Genomic DNA, 21,502 nt, shown 5'->3' on the forward strand with positions numbered 1-21,502 from the left:
TTGCTGCTCGCGGTGTTTCTTCGCTGTGTTCCCTTGAACCGAACCAGGAGCGTGCGGTGGCTCAACTCGTCTTGCGTGTGTACCAGGGGCTGATGTTCCTGTCGTGCCTGTCCATGGTCGCGGCCTTCGGCACGGTGCTGCTCGGGGTGGTGGCGCGCCAGGCGCAGTGGGACATTCCCGGTCTGGACGCCTACGCCGGCTACGCCATCGCCTGTGCGCTGTTCCTGGCCTTGCCCTCGACCCTGCGCCACGGGGAGCACATCCGGGTGACGCTGCTGCTCGACCGCGTGCCCGGACGGGTGCGCGCTGCGCTGGAATCGGCCGCCCTGGTCATCGGGCTGGGCATTGCGCTGGCCATGGCCTGGTACGCGGTGCGGCTGGTCTGGGTGTCCTGGGTCACGCACGACATCTCGCCGGGCGCGGACGTCACGCCGCTGTGGATCCCGCAGATCGGCATGGCACTGGGTTGCGCGGGTTTCGCGCTGTCGTTCGCCCATGCGCTGCTGCTGCGCTGCCAGGGCGGGCATTTCATCGTGGTCGGCGCGCAGGCCGCGCGCACCGAGTGAACCCACCACCCGAACCCGAGGAACTGCCATGGATGTCCTGATTGCCGCCGGCCTGATGCTGCTGCTGCTGGCCCTGCTGGGCGGCGGCCTGTGGATCGGCCTGTCGCTGCTCGCGGTGGCCCTGATCGGCATGGAGCTGTTCACCTCGCGCCCGGTGGGCGATAGCATGATGCTCACCATCTGGGGTTCGACATCGAGCTGGACCCTGACCGCGTTGCCGCTGTTCCTGTGGATGGGCGAGATCCTGTTCCGCAGCAAGCTCTCGGACGACATGTTCAAGGGCCTGGCCCCATGGCTGGAGCGCCTGCCCGGGCGGCTGCTGCACACCAACGTGGTCGGCTGCACGATCTTCGCGGCGATCTCGGGCTCCTCGGCCGCGACCTGCGCGACCATCGGCAAGATCACGCTGCCCGAGCTGAAAAAGCGCGGCTACCCCGACGACATCGCCGTGGGCACGCTGGCCGGCGCCGGCACGCTGGGCCTGCTCATTCCGCCGTCGATCATCATGATCGTCTACGGCGTGGCGGCCAACGTCTCGATCGCCAGGCTGTTCCTGGCCGGGGTGGTGCCAGGGCTGCTGCTGGGCCTGCTGTTCATGGGCTACATCGCGGTGTGGGCGCTGCTGAACAAGGACAAGGTGCCTGCAGCCGGTGCGGCCATGAGCCTGGGTCAGAAGATCCATGCCTCGCGCCACCTGATTCCGGTGGTGTCGCTGATCGCGCTGGTGCTGGGCGGCATCTACAGCGGTGTGGCCACGCCCACCGAGGCCGCCGCGCTCGGCGTCGGTGGTGCGCTGCTGCTGGCGATGTTCGAGGGTTCCCTGAACTGGGCGCGCTTCAAGGACGGCCTGGTCGCTGCCTGCCGCGTGTACTGCATGATCGGCCTGATCCTGGCCGGCGCGGCATTCCTCACGCTGGCCATGGGCTTCATCGGCCTGCCGCGACACCTGGCCGAGTTCATCGGCGAACTGAACCTCTCGCCGTTCAGCCTGATGCTGCTGCTGGTCGTGTTCTTCATCGCGCTGGGTTGCTTCCTCGACGGCATCTCCATGGTGGTGCTGACCATCGCGGTGCTGCTGCCCACGGTGCAGGCCGCGGGTTTCGACCTGATCTGGTTCGGTGTCTTCATCGTGCTGGTGGTGGAGATGGCGCAGATCACGCCGCCGGTGGGCTTCAACCTGTTCGTCATCCAGGGGCTCACCCGCCGCGAGGTGACCTGGATCGCGCGCACCGCGCTGCCGCTGTTCCTGCTCATGATGGCGGCCGTGCTGCTGACCTACTTCGTGCCCGAGATCGTGCTGTGGCTGCCTGGCCGCATGCAGGGCTGAACAGGAGGACGCCATGAAATGGTTTCTTCTGGTCGCGCTGGCCGCGGCCTCGGTGGCGCACGCCCAGACGCGCTGGCAACTCGCCACCGGCTACCGCGCCGAGTCCTTCCACACGCAGAACATCGCGCAGTTCGCGGCCGAGGTGGAGCAGGCCACGGCCGGCGCACTGCGCATCGATGTGCGCCCCGACAACACGCTGTTCAAGCTCGCCGACATCCGCCAGGCAGTGCAGGAAGGCCAGGTCGAGGCGGGCGAGTCCATCATGACCAGCATGGTCGACGAGGTGCCCATCGCAGGCGCCGACGCGATTCCCTTCGTGGTCCACAGCTACGCCGATGCGCGCCGGCTCTGGCAGCTGCAGCGGCCCCTGATCGAAAAGCACTTTGCCGTGCGTGGCCTGCGGCCCCTGTACGCGGTGCCCTGGCCGCCGCAAGGCCTGTTCACCGGTTCACCGGTGCGTTCCGCGGCCGATTTCAAGGGCACGCGCATGCGCACCTACAACCAGTCCACCCGGCGCATCGCGCAGATGCTGGGCGCCACGCCGGTGGACGTGCCCATGGTCGAGGTCAACCGGGCCCTGGCCCGGCGCGAGATGGACAACATGATCACCTCGGCCGTGACCGGGGTGGAGAACCGTGTATGGGGCCAGATCGGCTTCTACTACGGCATCAACGCCTGGTTCCCGAAGAACATTGTGTTCGTGAACGCGCGGGCCTTCGACGCCCTGCCCACCCCTGTGCGCGAGGCCGTGGTGCAGGCCGCCACCCGCGCCGAGGCACGCGGCTGGGCCCTGAGCGAGGCCGTGGCCAGCGACTCCACCCGTGAGCTGCAGCGCCAGGGCATGCGGGTGGAGCGCGCGCCCGCGGCGTTCGAGGCCGAGCTCAGGCGCCTGGGCGAGAAGTTCTCGCGCGAATGGGTGCAATCGGTCGGCAACGAGGCCAACGTGATTTTTGTGCCCTATTACTTTCAACGCTAAAGTCCCGTCACCATGCAAGACAACACCTCTCCCCTGGGCCGCCGCTGGCAATTCTGGATCGACCGCGGCGGCACCTTCACCGACATCGTGGCCCGCAGGCCCGACGGCTCGATCACCACCCACAAGCTGCTCTCCGAGAACCCGGAGCAGTACCGCGACGCGGCGGTGGCCGGCATCCGGCACCTGCTGGGCCTCAAGGCGGGTGAACCTGTCACGCCCGCGCTGGTCGAGTGCGTGAAGATGGGCACGACCGTGGCCACCAACGCCCTGCTGGAGCGCAAGGGGGAGCCAACCCTGCTGGTGACCACGCGGGGTTTTCGCGACGCACTGCGCATCGCGTACCAGAACCGGCCGCGCCTGTTCGACCGCCGCATCGTGCTGCCCGAACTGCTCTACCGCGAGGTGGTGGAAGCGCAGGAGCGCGTGGGTGCGCACGGCGACGTGCTGCTGCCGCTGGACGAAGCGGCCCTGCGTGCCGACCTGCAGGCCGCGCACGGGCGGGGCCTGCGCAGCGTGGCTGTCGTGTTCATGCACGGCTACCGTTTCACCGCGCACGAGCAGGCGGCAAGCCGCATCGCGCGCGAAGTCGGGTTCACGCAGGTGAGCACGTCGCACGAGACGAGCCCGATGATGAAGTTCGTGAGCCGGGGCGACACCACGGTGGTCGACGCCTACCTCTCGCCCATCCTGCGGCGCTATGTGGAGCAGGTGGCGGCCGAGATGCCGGGCGTGAAGCTGTTCTTCATGCAGTCCTCGGGAGGGCTCACCGACGCGCGCGCCTTCCAGGGCAAGGACGCCATCCTGTCCGGCCCCGCGGGCGGCATCGTGGGCATGGCGCGCACCGCCGGCCTGGCGGGGCAGCACAAGGTGATCGGCTTCGACATGGGGGGCACCTCCACCGACGTGTCGCACTACGCGGGCGAGTTCGAGCGCGAGTTCGAGACCCAGGTGGCCGGCGTGCGCATGCGCGCTCCCATGATGAGCATCCACACCGTGGCGGCCGGTGGCGGCTCCATCCTCGCCTTTGACGGCTCGCGCTTTCGCGTCGGCCCCGAGAGCGCCGGCGCCAACCCCGGGCCCGCGAGCTACCGCCGCGGCGGCCCCCTGGCCGTGACCGATGCGAACGTGATGACCGGCAAGATCCAGCCGCGCCATTTCCCCCGGGTGTTCGGTCCCAGGGCGGACGAGGCGCTGAGCCTGGAAGCCGTGCAGGCGAAGTTCGATGAGCTGGCCCGGCAGACCGGGCGCCCGGCTGAAGATGTCGCGGAAGGCTTCATCAACATCGCGGTGCAGCAGATGGCCAACGCGATCAAGAAGATTTCGGTGGCGCGCGGCTACGACGTGACGCGCTACACCCTGCAGTGCTTCGGCGGCGCGGGTGGCCAGCACGCGTGTCTGGTCGCCGATGCGCTGGGCATGACGCGCGTGTTCGTGCATCCACTCGCGGGCGTGCTCAGCGCCTACGGCATGGGCCTGGCCGACCAGAACGTGATCCGCGAGCAGGCGGTCGAGCTGCCGCTGGCCATGAACTCGCTGCCCCTGATCGCGCAGACGCTGGATGCGCTGGGCGATGCGGCGCGCCAGGAACTGCAGCGCCAGCAGGTGAACGCCGGTGAGGCCGTGGTGCACCACCGTGTGCACGTGCGCTACGACGGCAGCGATTCGGCCCTGGTCGTGCCGTTTGGCGACCTCGCGGCGATCGAGGCAGGTTTCGAAGCTGCCTACCGCCAGCGCTTCGCCTTCCTGATGCAGGGCAAACGCCTTGTGGTGGAGGCGGTGTCGGTCGAGGCCGTGGTCGCGGGCGATGCGCCGCACGAACCCCGCCACGAGACGCACGAGCCGCGCGAGGTGCCGCGGCGCGAGACGGTGCGCATGTATTCGGGCGGGCAATGGCTCGATGCCGCGCTGGTGGTGCGCGAGGACCTGCGCCCGGGCGACGTGATTCCCGGTCCCGCCATCATTGCCGAGAAGAACGCCACCACCGTGGTGGAGCCTGGCTGGGAGGCGGTGCTCACCGCGCTCGACCATCTCGTGCTGGACCGCCGCGTGCCGCGCACCGCGACCTACGCGGTGGGCACGACGGTGGACCCGGTGCTGCTGGAGGTGTTCAACAACCTGTTCATGAACATCGCCGAGCAGATGGGCCTGCAGCTGCAGAACACGGCCTATTCGGTCAACATCAAGGAGCGGCTCGACTTCTCCTGCGCGCTGTTCGACGCCGAAGGCCATCTGATCGCCAACGCCCCGCACATGCCGGTGCACCTGGGATCGATGGGCGAGAGCATCAAGACCGTGATCCGCGAGAACGCCGGGCGCATGCAGCCGGGTGACGTGTACGTGCTCAACGACCCGTACCACGGCGGCACCCATTTGCCCGACGTGACCGTGATCACGCCGGTGTATATCGGGAACGCGGCCGACCCCACGTTCTATGTGGGCTCGCGCGGCCACCATGCCGACATCGGCGGCACCACGCCGGGCTCCATGCCGCCGTTCTCCACGCGCATCGAGGAAGAGGGCGTGCAGATCAACAACGTGAAGCTGGTGGACCGGGGTGTGCTGCGCGAGGCCGAGATGGTCGCGCTGTTGCAGAGTGGCGAGTTTCCGTCGCGCAACCCGCAGCAGAACATGGCCGACCTCAAGGCACAGATCGCCGCCAACGAAAAGGGCGTGCAGGAGCTGCGCAAGATGGTCGAGCAGTTCGGCCTGGAGGTGGTGCAGGCCTACATGCGCCACGTGCAGGACAACGCGGAGGAGTCGGTGCGCCGCGTGATCACGCGCCTGAAGGACGGGCATTTCACGCTGCCGCTGGACAATGGCGCGCAGATTCGGGTGGCTGTGCGGGTGGACGCTGCACAACGCGGCGCCGAGATCGATTTCACGGGTACCTCGGCACAACAACTCAACAACTTCAACGCACCCACCGCCGTGTGCATGGCGGCCGTGCTCTACGTGTTCCGCACGCTGGTGGACGACGACATCCCGCTCAACGCGGGCTGCCTCAAGCCACTCAAGGTGATCATCCCGCCGGGCTCCATGCTCAACCCCAATCCGCCGGCTTCGGTGGTGGCGGGCAACGTGGAGACGTCGAGCTGCATCACCAACGCGCTGTACGGCGCGCTGGGCGTGATGGCGGCGAGCCAGTGCACGATGAACAACTTCACCTTCGGCAACGCGCGGCACCAGTACTACGAGACGATTTCAGGCGGCAGTGGCGCCGGTGACGGTTTTGATGGGACCAGCGTGGTCCAGACCCACATGACCAACTCGCGCCTGACCGACCCGGAGGTGCTGGAGTTCCGTTTTCCGGTGCGGCTGGAGAGCTACGAAATCCGCGCGGGATCGGGCGGCGCCGGGCGCTGGCACGGCGGCCATGGCGGCGTGCGCCGCGTGCGGTTCCTTGAAGACATGACGGCCAGCATCCTCTCGAACGGTCGCGTGCATGGCGCGTTCGGCATGGCGGGGGGCGAGCACGGCCAGGTGGGCGTCAACCGCGTGGTGCGCGGCGACGGCTCGCACGAGGACCTCGGTCACATCGGCCAGGCCGAGATGAAACCGGGCGACATCTTCGAGATCCACACGCCGGGTGGCGGGGGCTACGGCAGGGCGTAGCGGGGGTTCAGAGCTCTTCGACCCGCCGCGCCGGGTAGCTGTCCCAGGTCTGGCAGCCCGGGCATTGCCAGAAGTGCTGGCGGGCCTCAAAGCCGCAAGCCGCGCAGCGGTAGCGTCTGAGCGGTGCACTGGCGTTGTCCAGCGCCGCCTGGACCCGCGCCTGCGCGGTGTCGCTGGAGAGGGTTTCGCCCGCCATCCACAGTGAGGTGATGACCAGTGACGGTTCCTGCGCGAGGTGGTCCATGTACCGCGCCCTGGCCGCCGCCGTGTCCGTGTCCAGGCTGGCGAGGGCCTCGGTGACGTCGATGGAGGGGGCGCGCGCGTGGCTGGCCTGCAGCAGACGCAGGGCCTCGGCCTGCCGGCCGGTCTGCCGGGCCAGATCGGCGAGCGAGCGGGCGGCCAGCGGCAGGTTCTGGGGGGCATGCTGGTTCAGGCGCAGCAAGGCATCCAGGGCACCTGCCGGGTCGCCGCCCTGGGCTTTGAGGGCCGACAGTGCCATCCAGCCACGCGCGAGCTGTGGCGCTTGCCGGACGGCTTCTTCCAGCAGGACCAGGGCCTGCGCGCTGTCGCCGCCGCGTTGCGCGAGTTCGGCTTCCTCGCAGCGGTAATGCGCCAGGCGGGTGGCAAAGCTGCCTTGTTCGGCTTCCTCGAGCCGCTGCGCAATCCGCCGGGCCTGCGGCCAGTCGCGCGAGCGTTCGTAGATGCCCAGCAGGGCCAGCAGGGCCTCGCCTTCGAACTCGGAGCCTTCGAGCTTGTGCAGGGCCGACTCGGCGCGGTCAAGCAGTCCGGCCTTGAGGAAGTCCAGTGCCAGGGCATGCTGCGCGCGATCGCGGTCCTTGCGGCCGATGTCGGCACGCGAGAGCAGGTGTTCGTGCACGCGCACCGCGCGGTCGTAGTCGCCCCGGCGGCGAAACAGGTTGCCGAGCGCGAAATGCAGCTCGGCGGTGTCGGGGTCGCCCTGCACGGCCTCGATGAAGGCGTCGATCGCCTGGTCCTGCTGCTCGTTGAGCAGGTGGTTCAGGCCGCGGAAATAGGCCTTGGGGGCCTGGCGGCTTTCCATGCGCCACTGCCGCAGATCCAGGCGCGAGGCGCCCCAGCCCAGCGCGAACGCCAACGGCAGGCCCCAGAGCAGCCAGGTGAAATCAAAGTCCATGCCGGCGGTCGATCGGTTCGGGAGGCAGCAGCGTGGTGTCGCCGTCAAAGGTGGTGTTGGCCATGATGGACGTGCTGGAGCCATGCTGGCGCCGCGCGCGACGCGCGCGCAGCCACAGGGGCAGCATCACGGCGACGCCCAGGAATACACCGACCACCAGTGCGACCAGGATCACCAGCACCAGCGGTGCCTGCCAGCTCGCGCCAAAGAACAGGTGGAGCGTCACGCTGTCCTGGTTGTTCAGCGCGAAGGCGAACAGCACAAAAAAAATGGCTGCATTGAGCAGCCACATCAGGTATTTCACGTCGTCCCCTTTGTGGTGGGGCGATTGTACCGAGCAGGTTCGTGGATCAGGCCTGCTTGCGGGCCTCGCGGTCCAGGATTTCGGCGGTCTTCTTGTCCACCGCTTCGCGCAAGGCCTTGCCCGGTTTGAAATGCGGCACGCGCTTCTCCGGGATCATCACGCTCTCGCCCGAGCGCGGATTGCGTCCGATGCGTGGCGAGCGGCGGTTGACGGAGAAACTGCCGAAGCCGCGGATCTCGATCCGGTGACCCTTGACGAGCGCGTCGCCCATCGCATCCAGGATCGCCTTGACGGCGAACTCGGCATCGCGGTGAGTGAGCTGGCCAAAGCGGCTGGCCAGGGCTTCAACGAGGTCGCTGCGGGTCATGGGGTCGAGATTGGGGCGGGCGTTGTGGAGTCGGCGCCGGGCAAGATGCCACCCCTGCGGGCAGGCTGCTCGCCCGGTGCCGGACCGGTGTCGCTTCAGTTCTGGTTGTTGTCCAGCTTGGCGCGCAGCAGGGCACCCAGGCTGGTCGTACCAGCGTTTTCGCGGGAAGACTGCTGGCTCAGGCTGGCCATGGCTTCCTGCTGGTCGGCGGCGTCCTTGGCCTTGATCGACAACTGGATGTTGCGGGTCTTGCGATCCACGTTGACCACCACGGCGTTGACTTCGTCGCCTTCTTTGAGCACGTTGCGCGCATCTTCCACGCGGTCGCGGCTGATTTCGCTGGCGCGCAGGTAACCCAGCACGTCCTCGCCCAGATCGATCTCGGCACCCTTGGCGTCCACGGTCTTGACCTTGCCGGTCACGATGGAGCCCTTGTCGTTCACCGACACGAAGGTGGTGAACGGGTCGCCGTCGAGCTGCTTGATGCCCAGGGAGATGCGCTCGCGCTCCACGTCGATGGCCAGCACGATCGCGTCGACTTCCTGGCCCTTCTTGTAGTTGCGCACGGCGGCTTCACCGGGCTCGTTCCAGGACAGGTCGGACAGGTGCACCAGGCCATCGATGCCGGCGGCCAGGCCGACGAACACGCCGAAGTCGGTGATCGACTTGATCGGGCCCTTGACGCGGTCGCCACGCTTGGTCTGCTCGGCGAACTCGTGCCAGGGGTTGGCGCGGCACTGCTTCATGCCCAGGGAGATGCGGCGCTTGTCTTCGTCGATGTCGAGCACCATGACTTCGACCTCGTCGCCCAGTGACACCAGCTTGGACGGGGCCACGTTCTTGTTGGTCCAGTCCATTTCGGAGACGTGCACCAGGCCTTCGATGCCCGGCTCGAGTTCCACGAACGCGCCGTAGTCGGCGATGTTGGTGATCTTGCCGAACATGCGCGTGCCCTGCGGGTAGCGGCGCGAGACGCCCATCCAGGGGTCGTCACCCATCTGCTTGAGGCCCAGCGAGACGCGGTGCTTCTCGGTGTCGAACTTGAGGATCTTGGCGGTGATTTCCTGACCGGCCGTGACCACCTCGCTCGGGTGGCGCACGCGGCGCCAGGCCATGTCGGTAATGTGCAGCAGGCCGTCGATGCCGCCGAGGTCGACGAACGCACCGTACTCGGTGATGTTCTTGACCACGCCGTGCACGATGGCGCCTTCCTTGAGGGTTTCCATCAGCTTGGCGCGTTCCTCGCCCATGGAGGCTTCCACCACGGCGCGGCGGCTCAGCACCACGTTGTTGCGCTTGCGGTCGAGCTTGATGACCTTGAATTCCAGGGTCTTGTTCTCGTACGGGGTCAGGTCCTTGGTGGGACGGCTGTCGACCAGCGAGCCCGGCAGGAAAGCACTGATGCCGTTGACCATGACCTTGAGGCCGCCCTTGACCTTGCTGGAGGTCGTGCCGGTGACGAATTCGCCCGACTCGAGCGCTTTCTCCAGCGACATCCAGGAGGCCAGGCGCTTGGCCTTGTCGCGCGAGAGCAGGGTGTCGCCGAAGCCGTTCTCCACGGAATCGATGGCGACGGAGACGAAGTCACCGACCTGCACTTCGAGTTCGCCCTGGTCGTTCTTGAATTCGGCCAGCGGCACGTAGGCTTCCGACTTGAGGCCGGCGTTGACCACCACGTGGCTGTGCTCGATGCGCACGACCTCGGCGGTGATGACTTCGCCCGAGCGCATCTCGGCGCGTTTCAGGGACTCTTCGAACAGGGCGGCAAAAGATTCAGACATTGAATTTCCTAAACCACTCAGCGTCGGCGCATTCCACCGGCATGAACCGGGTTGCGCTGGAATCGACGTGTGGGCGGCGTTGACGTTGCGGTGCGTGACACCGCGGGGTTAAGTGAAAAGAACCGTCGGGCCTGCGGGCTGGGAATGCCCGGCTGTGCCGTCGGGGCCATCGGTAAAGCGCTCTCAGTTGCCCGGGAACGCGGTTTTTTCTTGCCACCAGCGCAAGACCCGCTGCACCGATTCCTCGATGTCCATGCCGGAGTTGTCCAGTTGCAAGGCGTCTTCAGCTGGCTTGAGGGGCGCGTGCAGTCGGGATGAGTCCCGCTGATCGCGCGCTTTCAGGTCTGCCAAAAGACTGTCGATGTTAGCAGCAAATCCCTTTGAAATCAACTGCTTATGGCGCCGTGAGGCGCGCTGCTCGGCGCTGGCTGTCAGAAACACCTTGAGGGCGGCGTCGGGAAAGATGACGGTTCCCATGTCGCGGCCATCGGCCACCAGGCCAGGCAGGCGCCGAAAGCTCAGTTGCAGGGCGTACAGGGCGGATCGAACGGCCGGGTATTGCGACACCTTGGACGCCATGCCGCCGGTGGACTCCAGGCGCAGCGGGTCGGTGATGTCACGCCCCCCCAGAAACACTCCGTGGTCACGGAAAGCCAGTGGCAGTTGCGCGGCCAGGCGAGCGAGAGCCGGTTCGTCGTCAAGTGACACACCCGCATCTTGCGCCGCGAGGGCCGTGGCCCTGTACAGGGCGCCGGAGTCGAGCAACTGGTAGCCCAGACGCTGCGCCAGCTCCGAGGCCAGCGTGCCCTTGCCCGAGGCCGTGGGGCCGTCGATACAGATCACAGGGATGTCGGCCGCTGGTGCCATGCAGACGCCAAAAAGCGTTTCGAAATAGTCCGGAAAGGTTTTTGCAACGCACTTCGGATCTTCGATGCGCACCGGCAGCCCGGCGGGGTTGAAGGCGGCAAGGGAAAAGCACATGGCGACGCGGTGGTCGTCATAGGTGTGGATGGCTGCGGCCCGCCAGTGCCGTGCGTCGGCCGGCGGGGTGATGCGGATGAAATCCGCGCCTTCCTCCACGGTGGCGCCGAGCTTACGGCACTCGATGGCCATGGCCGCAATGCGGTCAGTTTCCTTCACGCGCCAGCTGGCGATGTTGCGCAGGGTGGTCGTGCCCTCCGCGTACAAGGCCATCACGGCCAGCGTCATGGCCGCGTCGGGGATGTGGTTGCAGTCCAGGTCAATCGCCCTGAGCGGCCATGCTCCGCGTCGCACGTGCAGGCGATTGGCTTCGCCGGAAATCTGCGCGCCCATGAGCCGGGCTGCCTCCACGAAGCGTATGTCGCCCTGGATCGACGCCAGGCCAACGCCCTCGATGGTGATGCCGTCGGTGCCGGCGGTGGCGGGCGCGATGGCACCGAGCGCGATGAAATAACTGGCCGAGGAGGCATCGCCCTCGACGGCGATGGTGCCCGGCGAGCAGTAGTTGCTGCCGGCCGGTATGACAAAGCGCTGCCAGGCGTCGTTGCGCACGGTCACGCCAAATCGCGCCAGCAGGTTCAGCGTGATCTCGATGTAGGGGCGCGAGATGAGTTCGCCCACCACCTCGATCACCACTTCACGCTCTTGCGCCACAAGTGGCAGTGCGAGCAGTAGGGCTGTCAGGAACTGGCTGGAGACATCACCACGCACGCGAATGGCCTGATCGAGTCGCAGCGAGTGTGCCCGCCCGTCACCGAGTCGCAACGGTGGATAGCCTTCGTTGTCCAGGCAGTCCACCGGGCAACCGAGCTGTCGCAGTGCATCGACCAGGTCGCCGATGGGGCGTTCATGCATGCGCGCGATGCCGCTGAGTTCGAACGAGCCACCGTGTCGCGCAGCCAGCAAGGCCAGCGACGCAGTGAGCGGACGCATGGCGGTGCCGGCGTTGCCGAGGAACAGCTGCGCTCGCTTGACAGGCGGGTGGCCTCCCAGGCCGTGCACGCGCAGGACGCCATCCGGTTGGCGTTCGATGCGGCAGCCCAACTGGGCGAGGGCCTCGAGCATCACGCGGGTGTCGTCGGAATCGAGCAGATCGGTCACATCCGTGTGACCCTTGCTCAGCGCGGCGAGCAGCAGTACACGGTTTGAAATGCTCTTGGACCCCGGCAGGCGGACGGTGCCGCCCGCGCTGGCCAGAGGCGGGATGTCGAGGAAGGAAATGGCAAACATGCTCGATGAAAGGGGAGCGGCGCCAGCGGCGGCGCTCAGCTGCGTGGTTTGACGGCGCTCATGCGCCAGCGCGCGCGTCCGCTGCTGGCTTGCTCGATCAGGGCTTCGAGCGCATCCGGGTTGCCGGCATTGATGGCCGTTTCCAGCGCGTGCAGCGCGCGCTGGAAATGCCGCGACTGCGCCAGCAGCTCCTCGCGGTTGGACATGAGGATGTCGCGCCATACGGCCGGGTCGCTGGCCGCGATGCGGGTGAAGTCGCGGAACCCGGGGCCGGCGAGCGAGAGGAAGTCCGGCCCGTCGCCCTGCCCCTGAATGGCATTCATCAGTGCAAAGGCCACCATGTGCGGCAGGTGGCTGACGGCTGCGTAGGCTGCGTCGTGCGCCTCGGGCGACATCTGCTTGACATGGCAGCCGAGCGCCGTCCAGAGCTGCACGGCCTTCTCGAGCTGCGTTGTCAGCGTGCGTTCAATCGGGGTGAGGATCACCTGGCGGCCCTGGTACAAGTCGGCGTCGGCATGTTCGACGCCCGCCACCTCCTTGCCTGCGATCGGGTGCGTGGGCACGAACACACCGACCTGATCCTTCAGCACGCGGCGCGCGGCATCGATCACCTCGCGTTTGGTGGAGCCGACATCCATGATCAGCACGTTGCCGCGCACCAGGTGGCGAATGGCCTTGAAGGTGGCCTCGGTGGCGGCAACGGGCACGGCGAGCAGAACGAGATCTGCACCAGATACCGCGAGCAGCGCCGATGGGGCCTCGACATCGATCACGCCCAGCTGTCGCGCCCTTTCGGTGGTGGAAGGCGACTTGCTGTAGCCGACGACGCGTTTGACCAGACCGGCACGTTTGAGCGCCAGCGCAAACGAGCCGCCCATCATGCCGCAGCCGATCAATCCCAGTTGTTCAAACATCATTCGTTCACCGGGTAGGCACCCAGCACCTTGTAGAAAGCGCACAGGCTCTGCAGTTCCTGCAGGGCGGCGGCCACGTTTGGCTGGGATGGATGGCCCGCGATGTCGATGTAGAAGTAGTACTCCCACTGCCCGGACTTGGCCGGGCGCGACTCGAAGCGCGTCATGGACACGCCGTTGTTCTTCAGCGGTACCAGCAAGTCGTGCACGGCGCCGGGGCGGTTCGGCACGGAGACCACGAGGCTGGTGCAGTCCCGTCCCGAGGCGGGAGGCATGGCCAGTGTCTGCGGCAGGGCGATCACCGCGAATCGCGTGCGGTTGTAGGCTTCGTCCTGGATCGCATGGGCCACGATGTGCAAGCCGAACTGCGCGGCGGCGCGCTCACTGGCCAGCCCTGCCCAGGCCGGGTTCGTGGCTGCCAGGCGCGCTCCCTCCGCATTGCTGGAGACCGCCCGGCGCTCGGCGTTGGGCAGGTGTTGCGACAGCCAGTTCTGGCACTGGGCCAGCGCTTGTGGGTGCGCCATCACGACCTCGATGTCATCCAGGTGGTTGTTCTGGCGCAGCAGGTTGTGGCGGATCAGCAGGCTGACTTCCCCGACCACGTGCACGGGTGAGCGCAGAAACAGGTCCAGCGAACGGGCCACCACGCCTTCTGTGGAGTTCTCCATGCCCACCACGCCGAACTGCGCAGTGCCGGCCGCAGTGGCGTGGAAGACCTCGTCAAAGTTGGCGCAATAGATCAGGTTGGCTGCGCTGCCAAAGAACTCGATGGCAGCCTGTTCGCAAAACGTGCCCTGCGGACCCAGCACCGCCACACGCTGAGGCGCTTCCAGCGCCAGGCAGGCCGACATGATCTCGCGCCAGATCGACGCCACGTGCTGGTTGAGCAAAGGGCCTTGATTGGCACGCTGGATCTTTTCGATCACCTGGGCCACGCGATCCGGACGGAAAAATGGGGAGCCCTCGGCTCGCTTGATGTCACCCACCTGTTCGGCGACGTGCGCGCGCTGGTTGAGCAGGGAAAGCAATTGCTGGTCCAGTGCATCGATCTGCACGCGCAGACCCGCCAGGGCATCGGACTGTGAAGGTTGGGTCATGAAATCAGGCCTGGGTTTTCTCGAAGTCGCGCATGAAAGCCACCAGAGCTTGCACACCTTCGATCGGCATGGCGTTGTAGATGCTCGCCCGCATGCCACCCACGGACTTGTGACCCTTGAGCTGTAGCAGTCCAGCGGCCTTTGCGCCTGCAAGGAAGGCCTCGTTGCGCGATTCGTCGTGCAGGAAGAATGGAACATTCATGCGCGAGCGGCAGTTGGCGGCGACCTTGTTGGTGTAGTACGAGGATTGGTCGATGAAGCCGTAGAGAAGTTCGGCTTTGGCGATGTTGCGTGCCTGCATGGCGGCCACGCCGCTCAAGGAGCCTTCGGTCTGGCGCTTGAGCCACTGGAAAGTGAGGCCCGCCATGTAGATCGAGAACGTCGGCGGCGTGTTGTACATGGAATGGTTGTCCGCCACGATCTTGTAGTCGAACGCACTCGGGCAAGTCTTCAGAGCATGGCCGAGGAGGTCCTCGCGCACCACTACCAGCGTGACGCCTGCCGGCCCGAGGTTCTTCTGCGCGCCACCAAAGGCCAGGCCGACGCGCGACCAGTCCACCGGGCGCGATGCGACGTGCGAGGAAAAGTCGATGACGAGCGGCGCACTGCTGCCCAGTGCCTCGAGGTCCGGCAGTTCATGTACTTCCACGCCATTGATGGTTTCATTGCTGCACAGGTGCACGTAGCGAGCGTTCCGGTCAAGTTGCCAGCTGGACGGATCGGGCAGGGTGGTGTGGCCGTCTGCTTCGTTGCTCGCCGCAATGCGCGCGGCGCAGTAGCGCCCGGCTTCCTTGAGCGATTTCTGGCTCCAGCTGCCGGTGATGACGAAATCCACCGATCCGCCACGCGAGAGGTTCAGCGGCACGATGGCGTTTTCCGCGAGACCACCGCCCTGCATGAACAGGATGCGGAAGTGGCCTGGCACGGCGAGCAAGTCGCGCAGATCGCGCTCGGCTGCATCCAGGATGGCGCCGAACTCCTTGCCGCGGTGACTCATCTCCACTACGCTCATGCCGCTGCCGTGCCAGTCGAGCATTTCGGCTGCAGCCTGCTGCAACACGTCGGCCGGCATGGCGGCCGGACCGGCAGAGAAGTTGTAGGGCCGGGCCATCACGCCTCGGTGCCCGGCTCGTCGGTCTCGCTCGCCTCGCCCAGTTCCGGCGCGTTGGCGTCGTTCTCCACAATGCGCTGCAGGCCCGAGAGTTCGGCGCCCTCATCGAGCGCAATCAATGTGACGCCTTGCGTGGCCCGGCCCATTTCGCGGATCTCGGATACGCGGGTCCGCACAAGAACACCTTTGTCGGTGATCAGCATGATTTCGTCGTCGGTATGTACCAGCGTGGCGGCGACCACCTTGCCATTGCGCTCGCTCTGCTGGATCGCGATCATGCCCTTGGTACCCCGGCCATGACGCGTGTACTCGGCAATCGGGGTGCGTTTGCCGTAGCCGTTGATGGTTGCCGTCAGCACGGACTGCTCCTCGTCCTCGGCGACCAGCATGGCGATCACACTCTGACCATCCTCGATCATCATGCCGCGCACGCCGCGCGCGTTGCGACCCATCGGGCGCACGTCGTTCTCGTCGAAGCGCACGGCCTTGCCACCGTCGCTGAACAGCATCACGTCGTGCGCGCCATCGGTCAGCGCAGCACCGATCAGGAAGTCGCCTTCGTCCAGATCCACCGCGATGATGCCGGCCTTGCGCGGATTGCTGAATTCGTCCAGTGCGGTCTTCTTGACCGTACCCATGCTGGTGGACATGAACACATAACGATCTGCCGGGAAGGTGCGCATCTCGCCCGTCAACGGAAGGACGACATTGATCTTCTCGCCTTCCTGCAGGGGAAACATGTTGACGATGGGCCGGCCGCGCGAGCCACGCGAACCCGCCGGAACCTCCCAGACCTTGAGCCAGTACAGACGGCCCCGGTTGGAGAAGCACAGGATGTAGTCGTGTGTGTTGGCAATGAAGAGCTGGTCGATCCAGTCGTCTTCCTTGGTGGCCGTGGCCTGCTTGCCCCGTCCTCCGCGTTTTTGTGCGCGGTATTCGGACAAGGGTTGGCTCTTGATGTAGCCGCTGTGGCTGAGCGTCACCACCATGTCGGTGGGTGTGATCAGATCTTCGGTGGCCAGGTCCTGCGCGTTGTGTTCGATTTCGCTTCGGCGCGCCCCCAGCTTGGTCTGGCCGAACTCCTGTTTCACGGTCGTCAGCTCGTCGCCGATGATGGCCGAAACGCGCTCGGGCTTGGCGAGGATGTCGAGCAGGTCATCGATCTCGCCCATGACCTCCTTGTACTCCGCCACGATCTTGTCCTGCTCCAGGCCCGTCAGTCGTTGCAGGCGCATCTGCAGGATTTCCTGCGCCTGGGTTTCCGAGAGGCGGTAGAGTCCGTCGCTGCCCATGCCAAACGCCTTCTCCAGGCCGTCGGGACGATAGTCGTCGGCATTGATCACGCCACCGTCGGCGCGCGTGCGGGTGAGCATCTCTCGCACGAGTTGGCTGTCCCATGGTCGAGCCATCAGTTCCGCCTTCGCCACAGGAGGCGTTGGCGACTCGCGGATGATGCGGATGAACTCGTCGATATTGGCCAGCGCCACGGCCAGGCCTTCCAGCACGTGGCCGCGCTCGCGCGCCTTGCGCAGGTTGAACACGGTGCGGCGTGTCACGACCTCGCGCCGGTGCTCCAGAAAAACCTGGATGAGATCCTTCAGGTTGCACAGGCGGGGCTGGCCGTCCACCAGGGCCACCATGTTGATGCCGAAGGTGTCCTGCAGTTGTGTCTGCTTGTACAGGTTGTTGAGCACGACCTCTGGCACTTCGCCACGCTTGAGTTCGATCACCAGGCGCATGCCCGACTTGTCCGACTCGTCCTGAATGTGGCTGATGCCCTCGATCTTCTTCTCGTGAACGAGCTCGGCGATGCGTTCCTGCAGGGTCTTCTTGTTCACCTGGTAGGGCAGCTCGTCGACGATGATGGCCTGGCGCTGGCCGCGATCAATGTCTTCGAAGTGGCATTTGGCGCGCATCACCACGCGCCCACGCCCGGTGCGATAGCCATCCTTCACGCCATTGATGCCATAGATGATGCCGGCTGTGGGGAAATCCGGCGCCGGAATGATCTCCATCAATTCGTCAATGGACGCGTCCGGACTCTTGAGCAGATGGAGGCAGGCGTCGACCACCTCGTTGAGGTTGTGCGGTGGGATGTTGGTGGCCATACCCACCGCGATGCCGGCCGAACCGTTGACGAGCAGATTGGGCAGCCGCGACGGCAGCACCAGGGGCTCTTTCTCCGACCCATCGTAGTTCGGGCCGAAATTGACGGTTTCCTTGTCGATGTCGGCCAGCATCTCGTGCGCGATCTTCGACAGTCGGATTTCGGTATAGCGCATGGCTGCCGCGTTATCGCCATCGACCGAGCCAAAATTGCCCTGGCCATCCACCAGCATGTGTCGCAGCGAGAAATCCTGGGCCATGCGCACGATGGTGTCGTACACCGCACTGTCGCCGTGCGGGTGGTACTTGCCGATCACATCGCCCACGATACGGGCCGACTTCTTGTACGGTCGGTTCCAGTCGTTGTTGAGTTCGTGCATCGCAAACAACACGCGCCGATGCACTGGCTTGAGGCCATCGCGCGCGTCGGGCAGGGCGCGTCCCACGATCACGCTCATCGCATAGTCGAGGTAGCTGCGCCGCATTTCCTCTTCAAGACTGATGGGCAGGGTCTCTTTGGCGAACTGTGTCATGTGCGGCGGCTGTGGTGCGTGGATGGACCTGAAGGCAACAGAAGATTTTAAGCGGCCAGGCTTCCTCCAACTTCTTCATCCGTTTGTTGTACATCCACAACGAATGATGTGAGGCCCTGTATCGAGCGGCGGACTGGCATTGGTCGGCTGGCGAGGCATTCCGTGCTTGTGGCACAATAAATTCCAACGTTTTTAGTGGTGGTCACTTGAAGCGTCGTTTTTTGTCACGCAGTTCGTCTGCGGCTCATATAGAGGAAAACCATGAAAAAACTGAACAAAGTGGCAATGCTGTTGGCAACCGCCGCCATGGCATCCGCCGCCGGCGCGCAAACCATTGACAACTGGCGCAATGGCACCAACGACCTGGTTTGGAAGAACGGCACCAACGAACTGTGCTGGCGCGATGCCAGCTGGACGCCTGCCACCGCCGCCCAGGGTTGCGACGGCGCGATCGTCCCCATGGCGGCTCCTGCTCCGGCCCCGGCTGCTGCCCCAGCGCCTGCTCCCGCTGCTGCTCCGGCTCCAGCCCCGGCTCCCCGGCCCGCTCCTGCTCCTGCTCCGGTTGCATCGAAAGTGACCTACGCCGCTGACGCCTTCTTCGACTTCGACAAGGCTGTCCTGAAGCCCGAAGGCAAGGCCAAGCTGGACGATCTGGCTGGCAAGGTCTCGGGTATCGCTCTGGAAGTGGTGATCGCCGTTGGGCACACCGATTCCACCGGTGCGGCCAGCTACAACCAGACTCTGTCCAACCGCCGCGCCGAGGCCGTCAAGGCCTATCTGGTGAGCAAGGGTATTGAAAGCAACCGCATCTACACCGAAGGCAAGGGCCTGACCCAGCCGGTGGCGGACAACAAGACCAAGGAAGGTCGTGCAAAGAACCGCCGTGTGGAAGTCGAAGTCGTCGGCACCCGCAAGAACTGATTCATCCAGTTCCAATGAAAACCGCGCTCTGGCGCGGTTTTTTTATTGAGCTGACGATAATCAACACATGAACCCAACCGTCAATGCCGATCCGGCCGAACTGGCCAAATTCTCCGACCTCGCCCATCGCTGGTGGGACCCAGAGAGCGAATTCCGCCCATTGCACCAGATCAATCCGCTGCGATTGGACTGGATCGATGGGCTGGCGGGGCTGTCGGGGAAGAATGTTCTCGATGTGGGCTGCGGCGGCGGCATCCTGTCCGATTCAATGGCGCGCAAAGGCGCACAGGTGGTTGGCATTGATTTGTCCACCAAAGCTTTGCGCGTGGCGCAATTGCATGCGCTGGAGGCAGGCACCGCCAATGTGCGCTACGAGGAAATCAGTGCCGAGGCCATGGCGCTGGAGCGGCCCGGCGCGTTCGACGTGGTGACCTGCATGGAAATGCTGGAGCATGTACCCGACCCGGCCTCCGTGGTGCGAGCTTGCTCGACCCTGGTGAAACCCGGGGGCTGGGTGTTCCTGTCCACGCTGAACCGCAATCCGAAGTCGTTCCTGTTTGCCATACTGGGGGCGGAATACCTGCTGCAGTTGCTGCCCAAAGGAACCCATGAGTACGCGAAGTTCATCCGGCCCAGCGAACTGGCCAGCCATTGCAGGGCCGCCCGGCTTGAGCTGCAGGCGACCCGCGGAATGGAGTACAACCCGTTGACCCGGCGCTACTGGCTGAGCGCCGACACCAGTGTGAACTACCTGTTTGCCACCCGAAAACCATGACCCGGACCTGCTTCCGTGGCGTGCGGGCCGTGCTGTTCGATCTTGATGGTACTTTGATCGACAGCGCTCCTGATCTGGGTTCCGCAGTCGACACAATGCGTGTTCGTCGTGGGCTTGACCCGCTCCCGTTGGAGCACTACCGGCCTTTTACGGGGTCTGGTGCACGAGGCATGCTGCGTGCGGCCTTCGACATCTCTCCCGAACATGGGGAATACGAAGCCTTGAAGAACGAGTTCTTCGACGTGTACGCAGGCTGTCTCACTCAGCGCACCCAGGCATTCGATGGCGTGACGCATCTGCTGGCTTCGCTGGTGGGCCAGCATATGCCCTGGGGCGTGGTCACCAACAAGGCCGAGCGGTTCACGTTGCCGATCACGCGATCAATGAAGCTCTTCGCCACGGCATCGGTGGTCATCTGTGGAGATACCACAGCGTATGCAAAGCCACATCCGGAGCCCCTCCTGGAGGCGGCCAGCAGATTGGGGCTTGCGCCTGGCGATTGCATCTATGTGGGCGATGACCAGCGCGATATTCTTGCGGGACGCGCCGCAGGCATGCGAACCGTGGCTGCGCACTACGGTTACCTTGGCCCTGGAGCCGATGCATCGACCTGGGGTGCGGACGCGGAGGTTTCTTCACCCCTGCAGGTGTTGAATTTGCTGGAACTGCCTTAAACTGCTGTTTCCTGGGGCTGCACCGGTTTCGACGTGGGTTCGGACGCGCAGCAGGGCATGTCGAGGTTCTGTCACCTCGTAAATCCGCAGAAAAAAACCAACTGCAAACGACGAACGTTTCGCACTCGCCGCTTAAACACCGGTGAGCCTCGCAACAGCAGGCCGATGGGCTGGGCAAGGGGGTCGCAAGACCTCCCGGCCGCGAGGTAATTCACATCGGCTGGCTCTGCGTCGGGCACCTTGGCGCAGGGTAAGACACAAGGATGCTGGCTTTCCGTTTAGCGTGCCACTGCGCGACTCGGGCGGCGAGACCCAAAACAGACGGCTACACATGTAGAACTGCTCGAAGAAGGCTTGCGGACGGGGGTTCAATTCCCCCCAGCTCCACCATCTTTCTCACGCTCATCTGGGATCGGTTTCCGATGGGCCTCTTCAGTCGTACGCCCCTCCGTACCGAGAACTGCTCTGGGGTCGCGCGAGCGATCCAGCAACCGTTGTCGACGCGTCCATCGTGTCCGGAGGGCCCAGACACCGCTGATGAGGAAATAGACAAGCAGCCCGCTCACGCTGGCCACAATGGCAAGACCTACGGCCAGGGGCTTGCCCACAAGTTTCAGATGTTCCCCGGCGCGCAAAAGTCTGTCTGAAAGTGACATTTCAGCGTTGACGGTCGCGGTGCCTTCCGCGGCCGTGGCCAATGCAGCGGCCACTTCCTTCTTGGCGACGGTCGGCTCGCCCAACACCACCTGACCCAGACGGTAGGCCCCGTAGTAGAGCGGGCCGAAGGTCAATGGATTCGAGACGAAGGTGCTGGCGACAGCCACGGGTAGGTTGGCCCTGAGCAGCACCGCGAAAGCGGCCGAAGCAGGAATCTGCGCGATCGGTATGAGCAGGCCGAAGAACAGCCCGACGGCCACACCCAGCGCGATGCCCTTCCGACTGAAATGCCACAGCCTGGGATGCGACAGAACAGGCCCCATCCACCGCAGCCAGCGGTGGTTGCGCAGGCTGTCGTGTGCGGGGAGCCAAGCCTTGATGCGGTGCTTCATGCGCCTCTGCGTTGACGGGGAGTCG

At 65.3% G+C, this 21,502-nt stretch carries 17 protein-coding genes and 1 other RNA gene; 8 read left to right on the plus strand and 10 right to left on the minus strand.

What is annotated here, in order from left to right; all coding sequences use genetic code 11:
• The first annotated feature begins 56 nt into the window (after positions 1-56).
• From K5880_RS05530 to K5880_RS05545, 4 genes are read left to right on the plus strand one after another with little or no spacing between them, the layout of a single operon-like run.
• Positions 57-566, plus strand: a complete 510-nt coding sequence (locus tag K5880_RS05530) for a TRAP transporter small permease (RefSeq protein ID WP_297649639.1) — start codon at positions 57-59, stop codon at positions 564-566.
• A gap of 28 nt (positions 567-594) precedes the next feature.
• A complete protein-coding gene (locus tag K5880_RS05535; protein WP_297649641.1) occupies positions 595-1,893 on the plus strand; it encodes a TRAP transporter large permease subunit in 1,299 nt (432 codons plus the stop codon).
• 13 nt (positions 1,894-1,906) lie between these two features.
• On the plus strand, positions 1,907-2,869 hold the full coding sequence (locus K5880_RS05540) for a TRAP transporter substrate-binding protein (RefSeq protein WP_297649643.1): 963 nt from the start codon (positions 1,907-1,909) through the stop codon (positions 2,867-2,869).
• 12 nt (positions 2,870-2,881) lie between these two features.
• Complete coding sequence (locus K5880_RS05545) at positions 2,882-6,481, plus strand: hydantoinase B/oxoprolinase family protein (RefSeq protein WP_297649645.1); 3,600 nt, start codon at positions 2,882-2,884, stop codon at positions 6,479-6,481.
• A gap of 7 nt (positions 6,482-6,488) precedes the next feature.
• On the opposite strand, the gene lapB is transcribed toward K5880_RS05545, so the two are convergent.
• From lapB to gyrA, 9 genes are all read right to left on the minus strand, one after another.
• Positions 6,489-7,634, minus strand: coding sequence for a lipopolysaccharide assembly protein LapB (gene lapB, locus K5880_RS05550; protein ID WP_297649647.1), 1,146 nt, complete (start codon positions 7,632-7,634; stop codon positions 6,489-6,491).
• Complete coding sequence (locus K5880_RS05555; protein WP_297649649.1) at positions 7,624-7,938, minus strand: lipopolysaccharide assembly protein LapA domain-containing protein; 315 nt, start codon at positions 7,936-7,938, stop codon at positions 7,624-7,626. Before K5880_RS05555 ends, lapB begins: the two co-directional genes overlap by 11 nt.
• Before the next feature lie 46 nt (positions 7,939-7,984).
• Entirely contained in the window at positions 7,985-8,305 is a 321-nt protein-coding gene (locus K5880_RS05560) for an integration host factor subunit beta (protein WP_297649651.1), read from the minus strand.
• 95 nt (positions 8,306-8,400) lie between these two features.
• Positions 8,401-10,086 (minus strand): 30S ribosomal protein S1, encoded by a 1,686-nt coding sequence (gene rpsA, locus K5880_RS05565; RefSeq protein WP_297649653.1) that lies wholly within the window; start codon positions 10,084-10,086, stop codon positions 8,401-8,403.
• 183 nt (positions 10,087-10,269) lie between these two features.
• Positions 10,270-12,297, minus strand: a complete 2,028-nt coding sequence (locus K5880_RS05570) for a bifunctional 3-phosphoshikimate 1-carboxyvinyltransferase/cytidylate kinase (protein WP_297649655.1) — start codon at positions 12,295-12,297, stop codon at positions 10,270-10,272.
• A gap of 35 nt (positions 12,298-12,332) precedes the next feature.
• Entirely contained in the window at positions 12,333-13,211 is an 879-nt protein-coding gene (locus tag K5880_RS05575; RefSeq protein ID WP_297649798.1) for a prephenate dehydrogenase, read from the minus strand.
• Positions 13,211-14,308, minus strand: a complete 1,098-nt coding sequence (gene pheA / locus K5880_RS05580) for a prephenate dehydratase (RefSeq protein WP_297649657.1) — start codon at positions 14,306-14,308, stop codon at positions 13,211-13,213. The genes K5880_RS05575 and pheA overlap by 1 nt, the downstream gene beginning before the upstream one ends.
• Before the next feature lie 4 nt (positions 14,309-14,312).
• On the minus strand, positions 14,313-15,419 hold the full coding sequence (gene serC / locus K5880_RS05585; RefSeq protein ID WP_297649658.1) for a 3-phosphoserine/phosphohydroxythreonine transaminase: 1,107 nt from the start codon (positions 15,417-15,419) through the stop codon (positions 14,313-14,315).
• The gene (gene gyrA, locus K5880_RS05590; protein ID WP_297649660.1) at positions 15,419-18,058 is read right to left on the minus strand and encodes a DNA gyrase subunit A; all 2,640 of its coding nucleotides are present in this window, start codon (positions 18,056-18,058) and stop codon (positions 15,419-15,421) included. The genes serC and gyrA overlap by 1 nt, the downstream gene beginning before the upstream one ends.
• 261 nt (positions 18,059-18,319) lie before the next feature.
• On the opposite strand from gyrA, the gene ompA reads away from it, so the two are divergent.
• From ompA to ssrA, 4 genes are all read left to right on the plus strand, one after another.
• On the plus strand, positions 18,320-18,979 hold the full coding sequence (gene ompA / locus K5880_RS05595) for an outer membrane protein OmpA (RefSeq protein ID WP_297649662.1): 660 nt from the start codon (positions 18,320-18,322) through the stop codon (positions 18,977-18,979).
• 67 nt (positions 18,980-19,046) lie between these two features.
• Positions 19,047-19,754, plus strand: coding sequence for a bifunctional 2-polyprenyl-6-hydroxyphenol methylase/3-demethylubiquinol 3-O-methyltransferase UbiG (gene ubiG, locus K5880_RS05600; RefSeq protein ID WP_297649663.1), 708 nt, complete (start codon positions 19,047-19,049; stop codon positions 19,752-19,754).
• Entirely contained in the window at positions 19,751-20,428 is a 678-nt protein-coding gene (locus K5880_RS05605; RefSeq protein ID WP_297649665.1) for an HAD-IA family hydrolase, read from the plus strand. Before ubiG ends, K5880_RS05605 begins: the two co-directional genes overlap by 4 nt.
• A gap of 13 nt (positions 20,429-20,441) precedes the next feature.
• Positions 20,442-20,818, plus strand: a transfer-messenger RNA (tmRNA) gene (ssrA, locus tag K5880_RS05610).
• On the opposite strand, the gene K5880_RS05615 is transcribed toward ssrA, so the two are convergent.
• Positions 20,797-21,477, minus strand: a complete 681-nt coding sequence (locus tag K5880_RS05615) for a DUF2062 domain-containing protein (protein ID WP_297649667.1) — start codon at positions 21,475-21,477, stop codon at positions 20,797-20,799. The two genes, ssrA and K5880_RS05615, sit on opposite strands and share 22 nt — an antisense overlap.
• Positions 21,478-21,502 lie beyond the last annotated feature (25 nt).

Source organism: Hydrogenophaga sp. (assembly GCF_025699295.1).
GTDB lineage: Bacteria > Pseudomonadota > Gammaproteobacteria > Burkholderiales > Burkholderiaceae_C > Hydrogenophaga.

Bases quoted from the DNA above. Each gene is read 5' to 3' on its own strand.
- K5880_RS05535 (WP_297649641.1), top strand. From the start codon at position 595: ATGGATGTCCTGATTGCCGCCGGCCTGATGCTGCTGCTGCTGGCCCTG.
- K5880_RS05540 (WP_297649643.1), top strand. From the start codon at position 1,907: ATGAAATGGTTTCTTCTGGTCGCGCTGGCCGCGGCCTCGGTGGCGCAC.
- K5880_RS05545 (WP_297649645.1), top strand. From the start codon at position 2,882: ATGCAAGACAACACCTCTCCCCTGGGCCGCCGCTGGCAATTCTGGATC.
- lapB (WP_297649647.1), bottom strand. From the start codon at position 7,634: ATGGACTTTGATTTCACCTGGCTGCTCTGGGGCCTGCCGTTGGCGTTC.
- K5880_RS05560 (WP_297649651.1), bottom strand. From the start codon at position 8,305: ATGACCCGCAGCGACCTCGTTGAAGCCCTGGCCAGCCGCTTTGGCCAG.
- rpsA (WP_297649653.1), bottom strand. From the start codon at position 10,086: ATGTCTGAATCTTTTGCCGCCCTGTTCGAAGAGTCCCTGAAACGCGCC.
- K5880_RS05570 (WP_297649655.1), bottom strand. From the start codon at position 12,297: ATGTTTGCCATTTCCTTCCTCGACATCCCGCCTCTGGCCAGCGCGGGC.
- K5880_RS05575 (WP_297649798.1), bottom strand. From the start codon at position 13,211: ATGTTTGAACAACTGGGATTGATCGGCTGCGGCATGATGGGCGGCTCG.
- pheA (WP_297649657.1), bottom strand. From the start codon at position 14,308: ATGACCCAACCTTCACAGTCCGATGCCCTGGCGGGTCTGCGCGTGCAG.
- serC (WP_297649658.1), bottom strand. From the start codon at position 15,419: ATGGCCCGGCCCTACAACTTCTCTGCCGGTCCGGCCGCCATGCCGGCC.
- gyrA (WP_297649660.1), bottom strand. From the start codon at position 18,058: ATGACACAGTTCGCCAAAGAGACCCTGCCCATCAGTCTTGAAGAGGAA.
- ompA (WP_297649662.1), top strand. From the start codon at position 18,320: ATGAAAAAACTGAACAAAGTGGCAATGCTGTTGGCAACCGCCGCCATG.
- ubiG (WP_297649663.1), top strand. From the start codon at position 19,047: ATGAACCCAACCGTCAATGCCGATCCGGCCGAACTGGCCAAATTCTCC.
- K5880_RS05605 (WP_297649665.1), top strand. From the start codon at position 19,751: ATGACCCGGACCTGCTTCCGTGGCGTGCGGGCCGTGCTGTTCGATCTT.
- K5880_RS05615 (WP_297649667.1), bottom strand. From the start codon at position 21,477: ATGAAGCACCGCATCAAGGCTTGGCTCCCCGCACACGACAGCCTGCGC.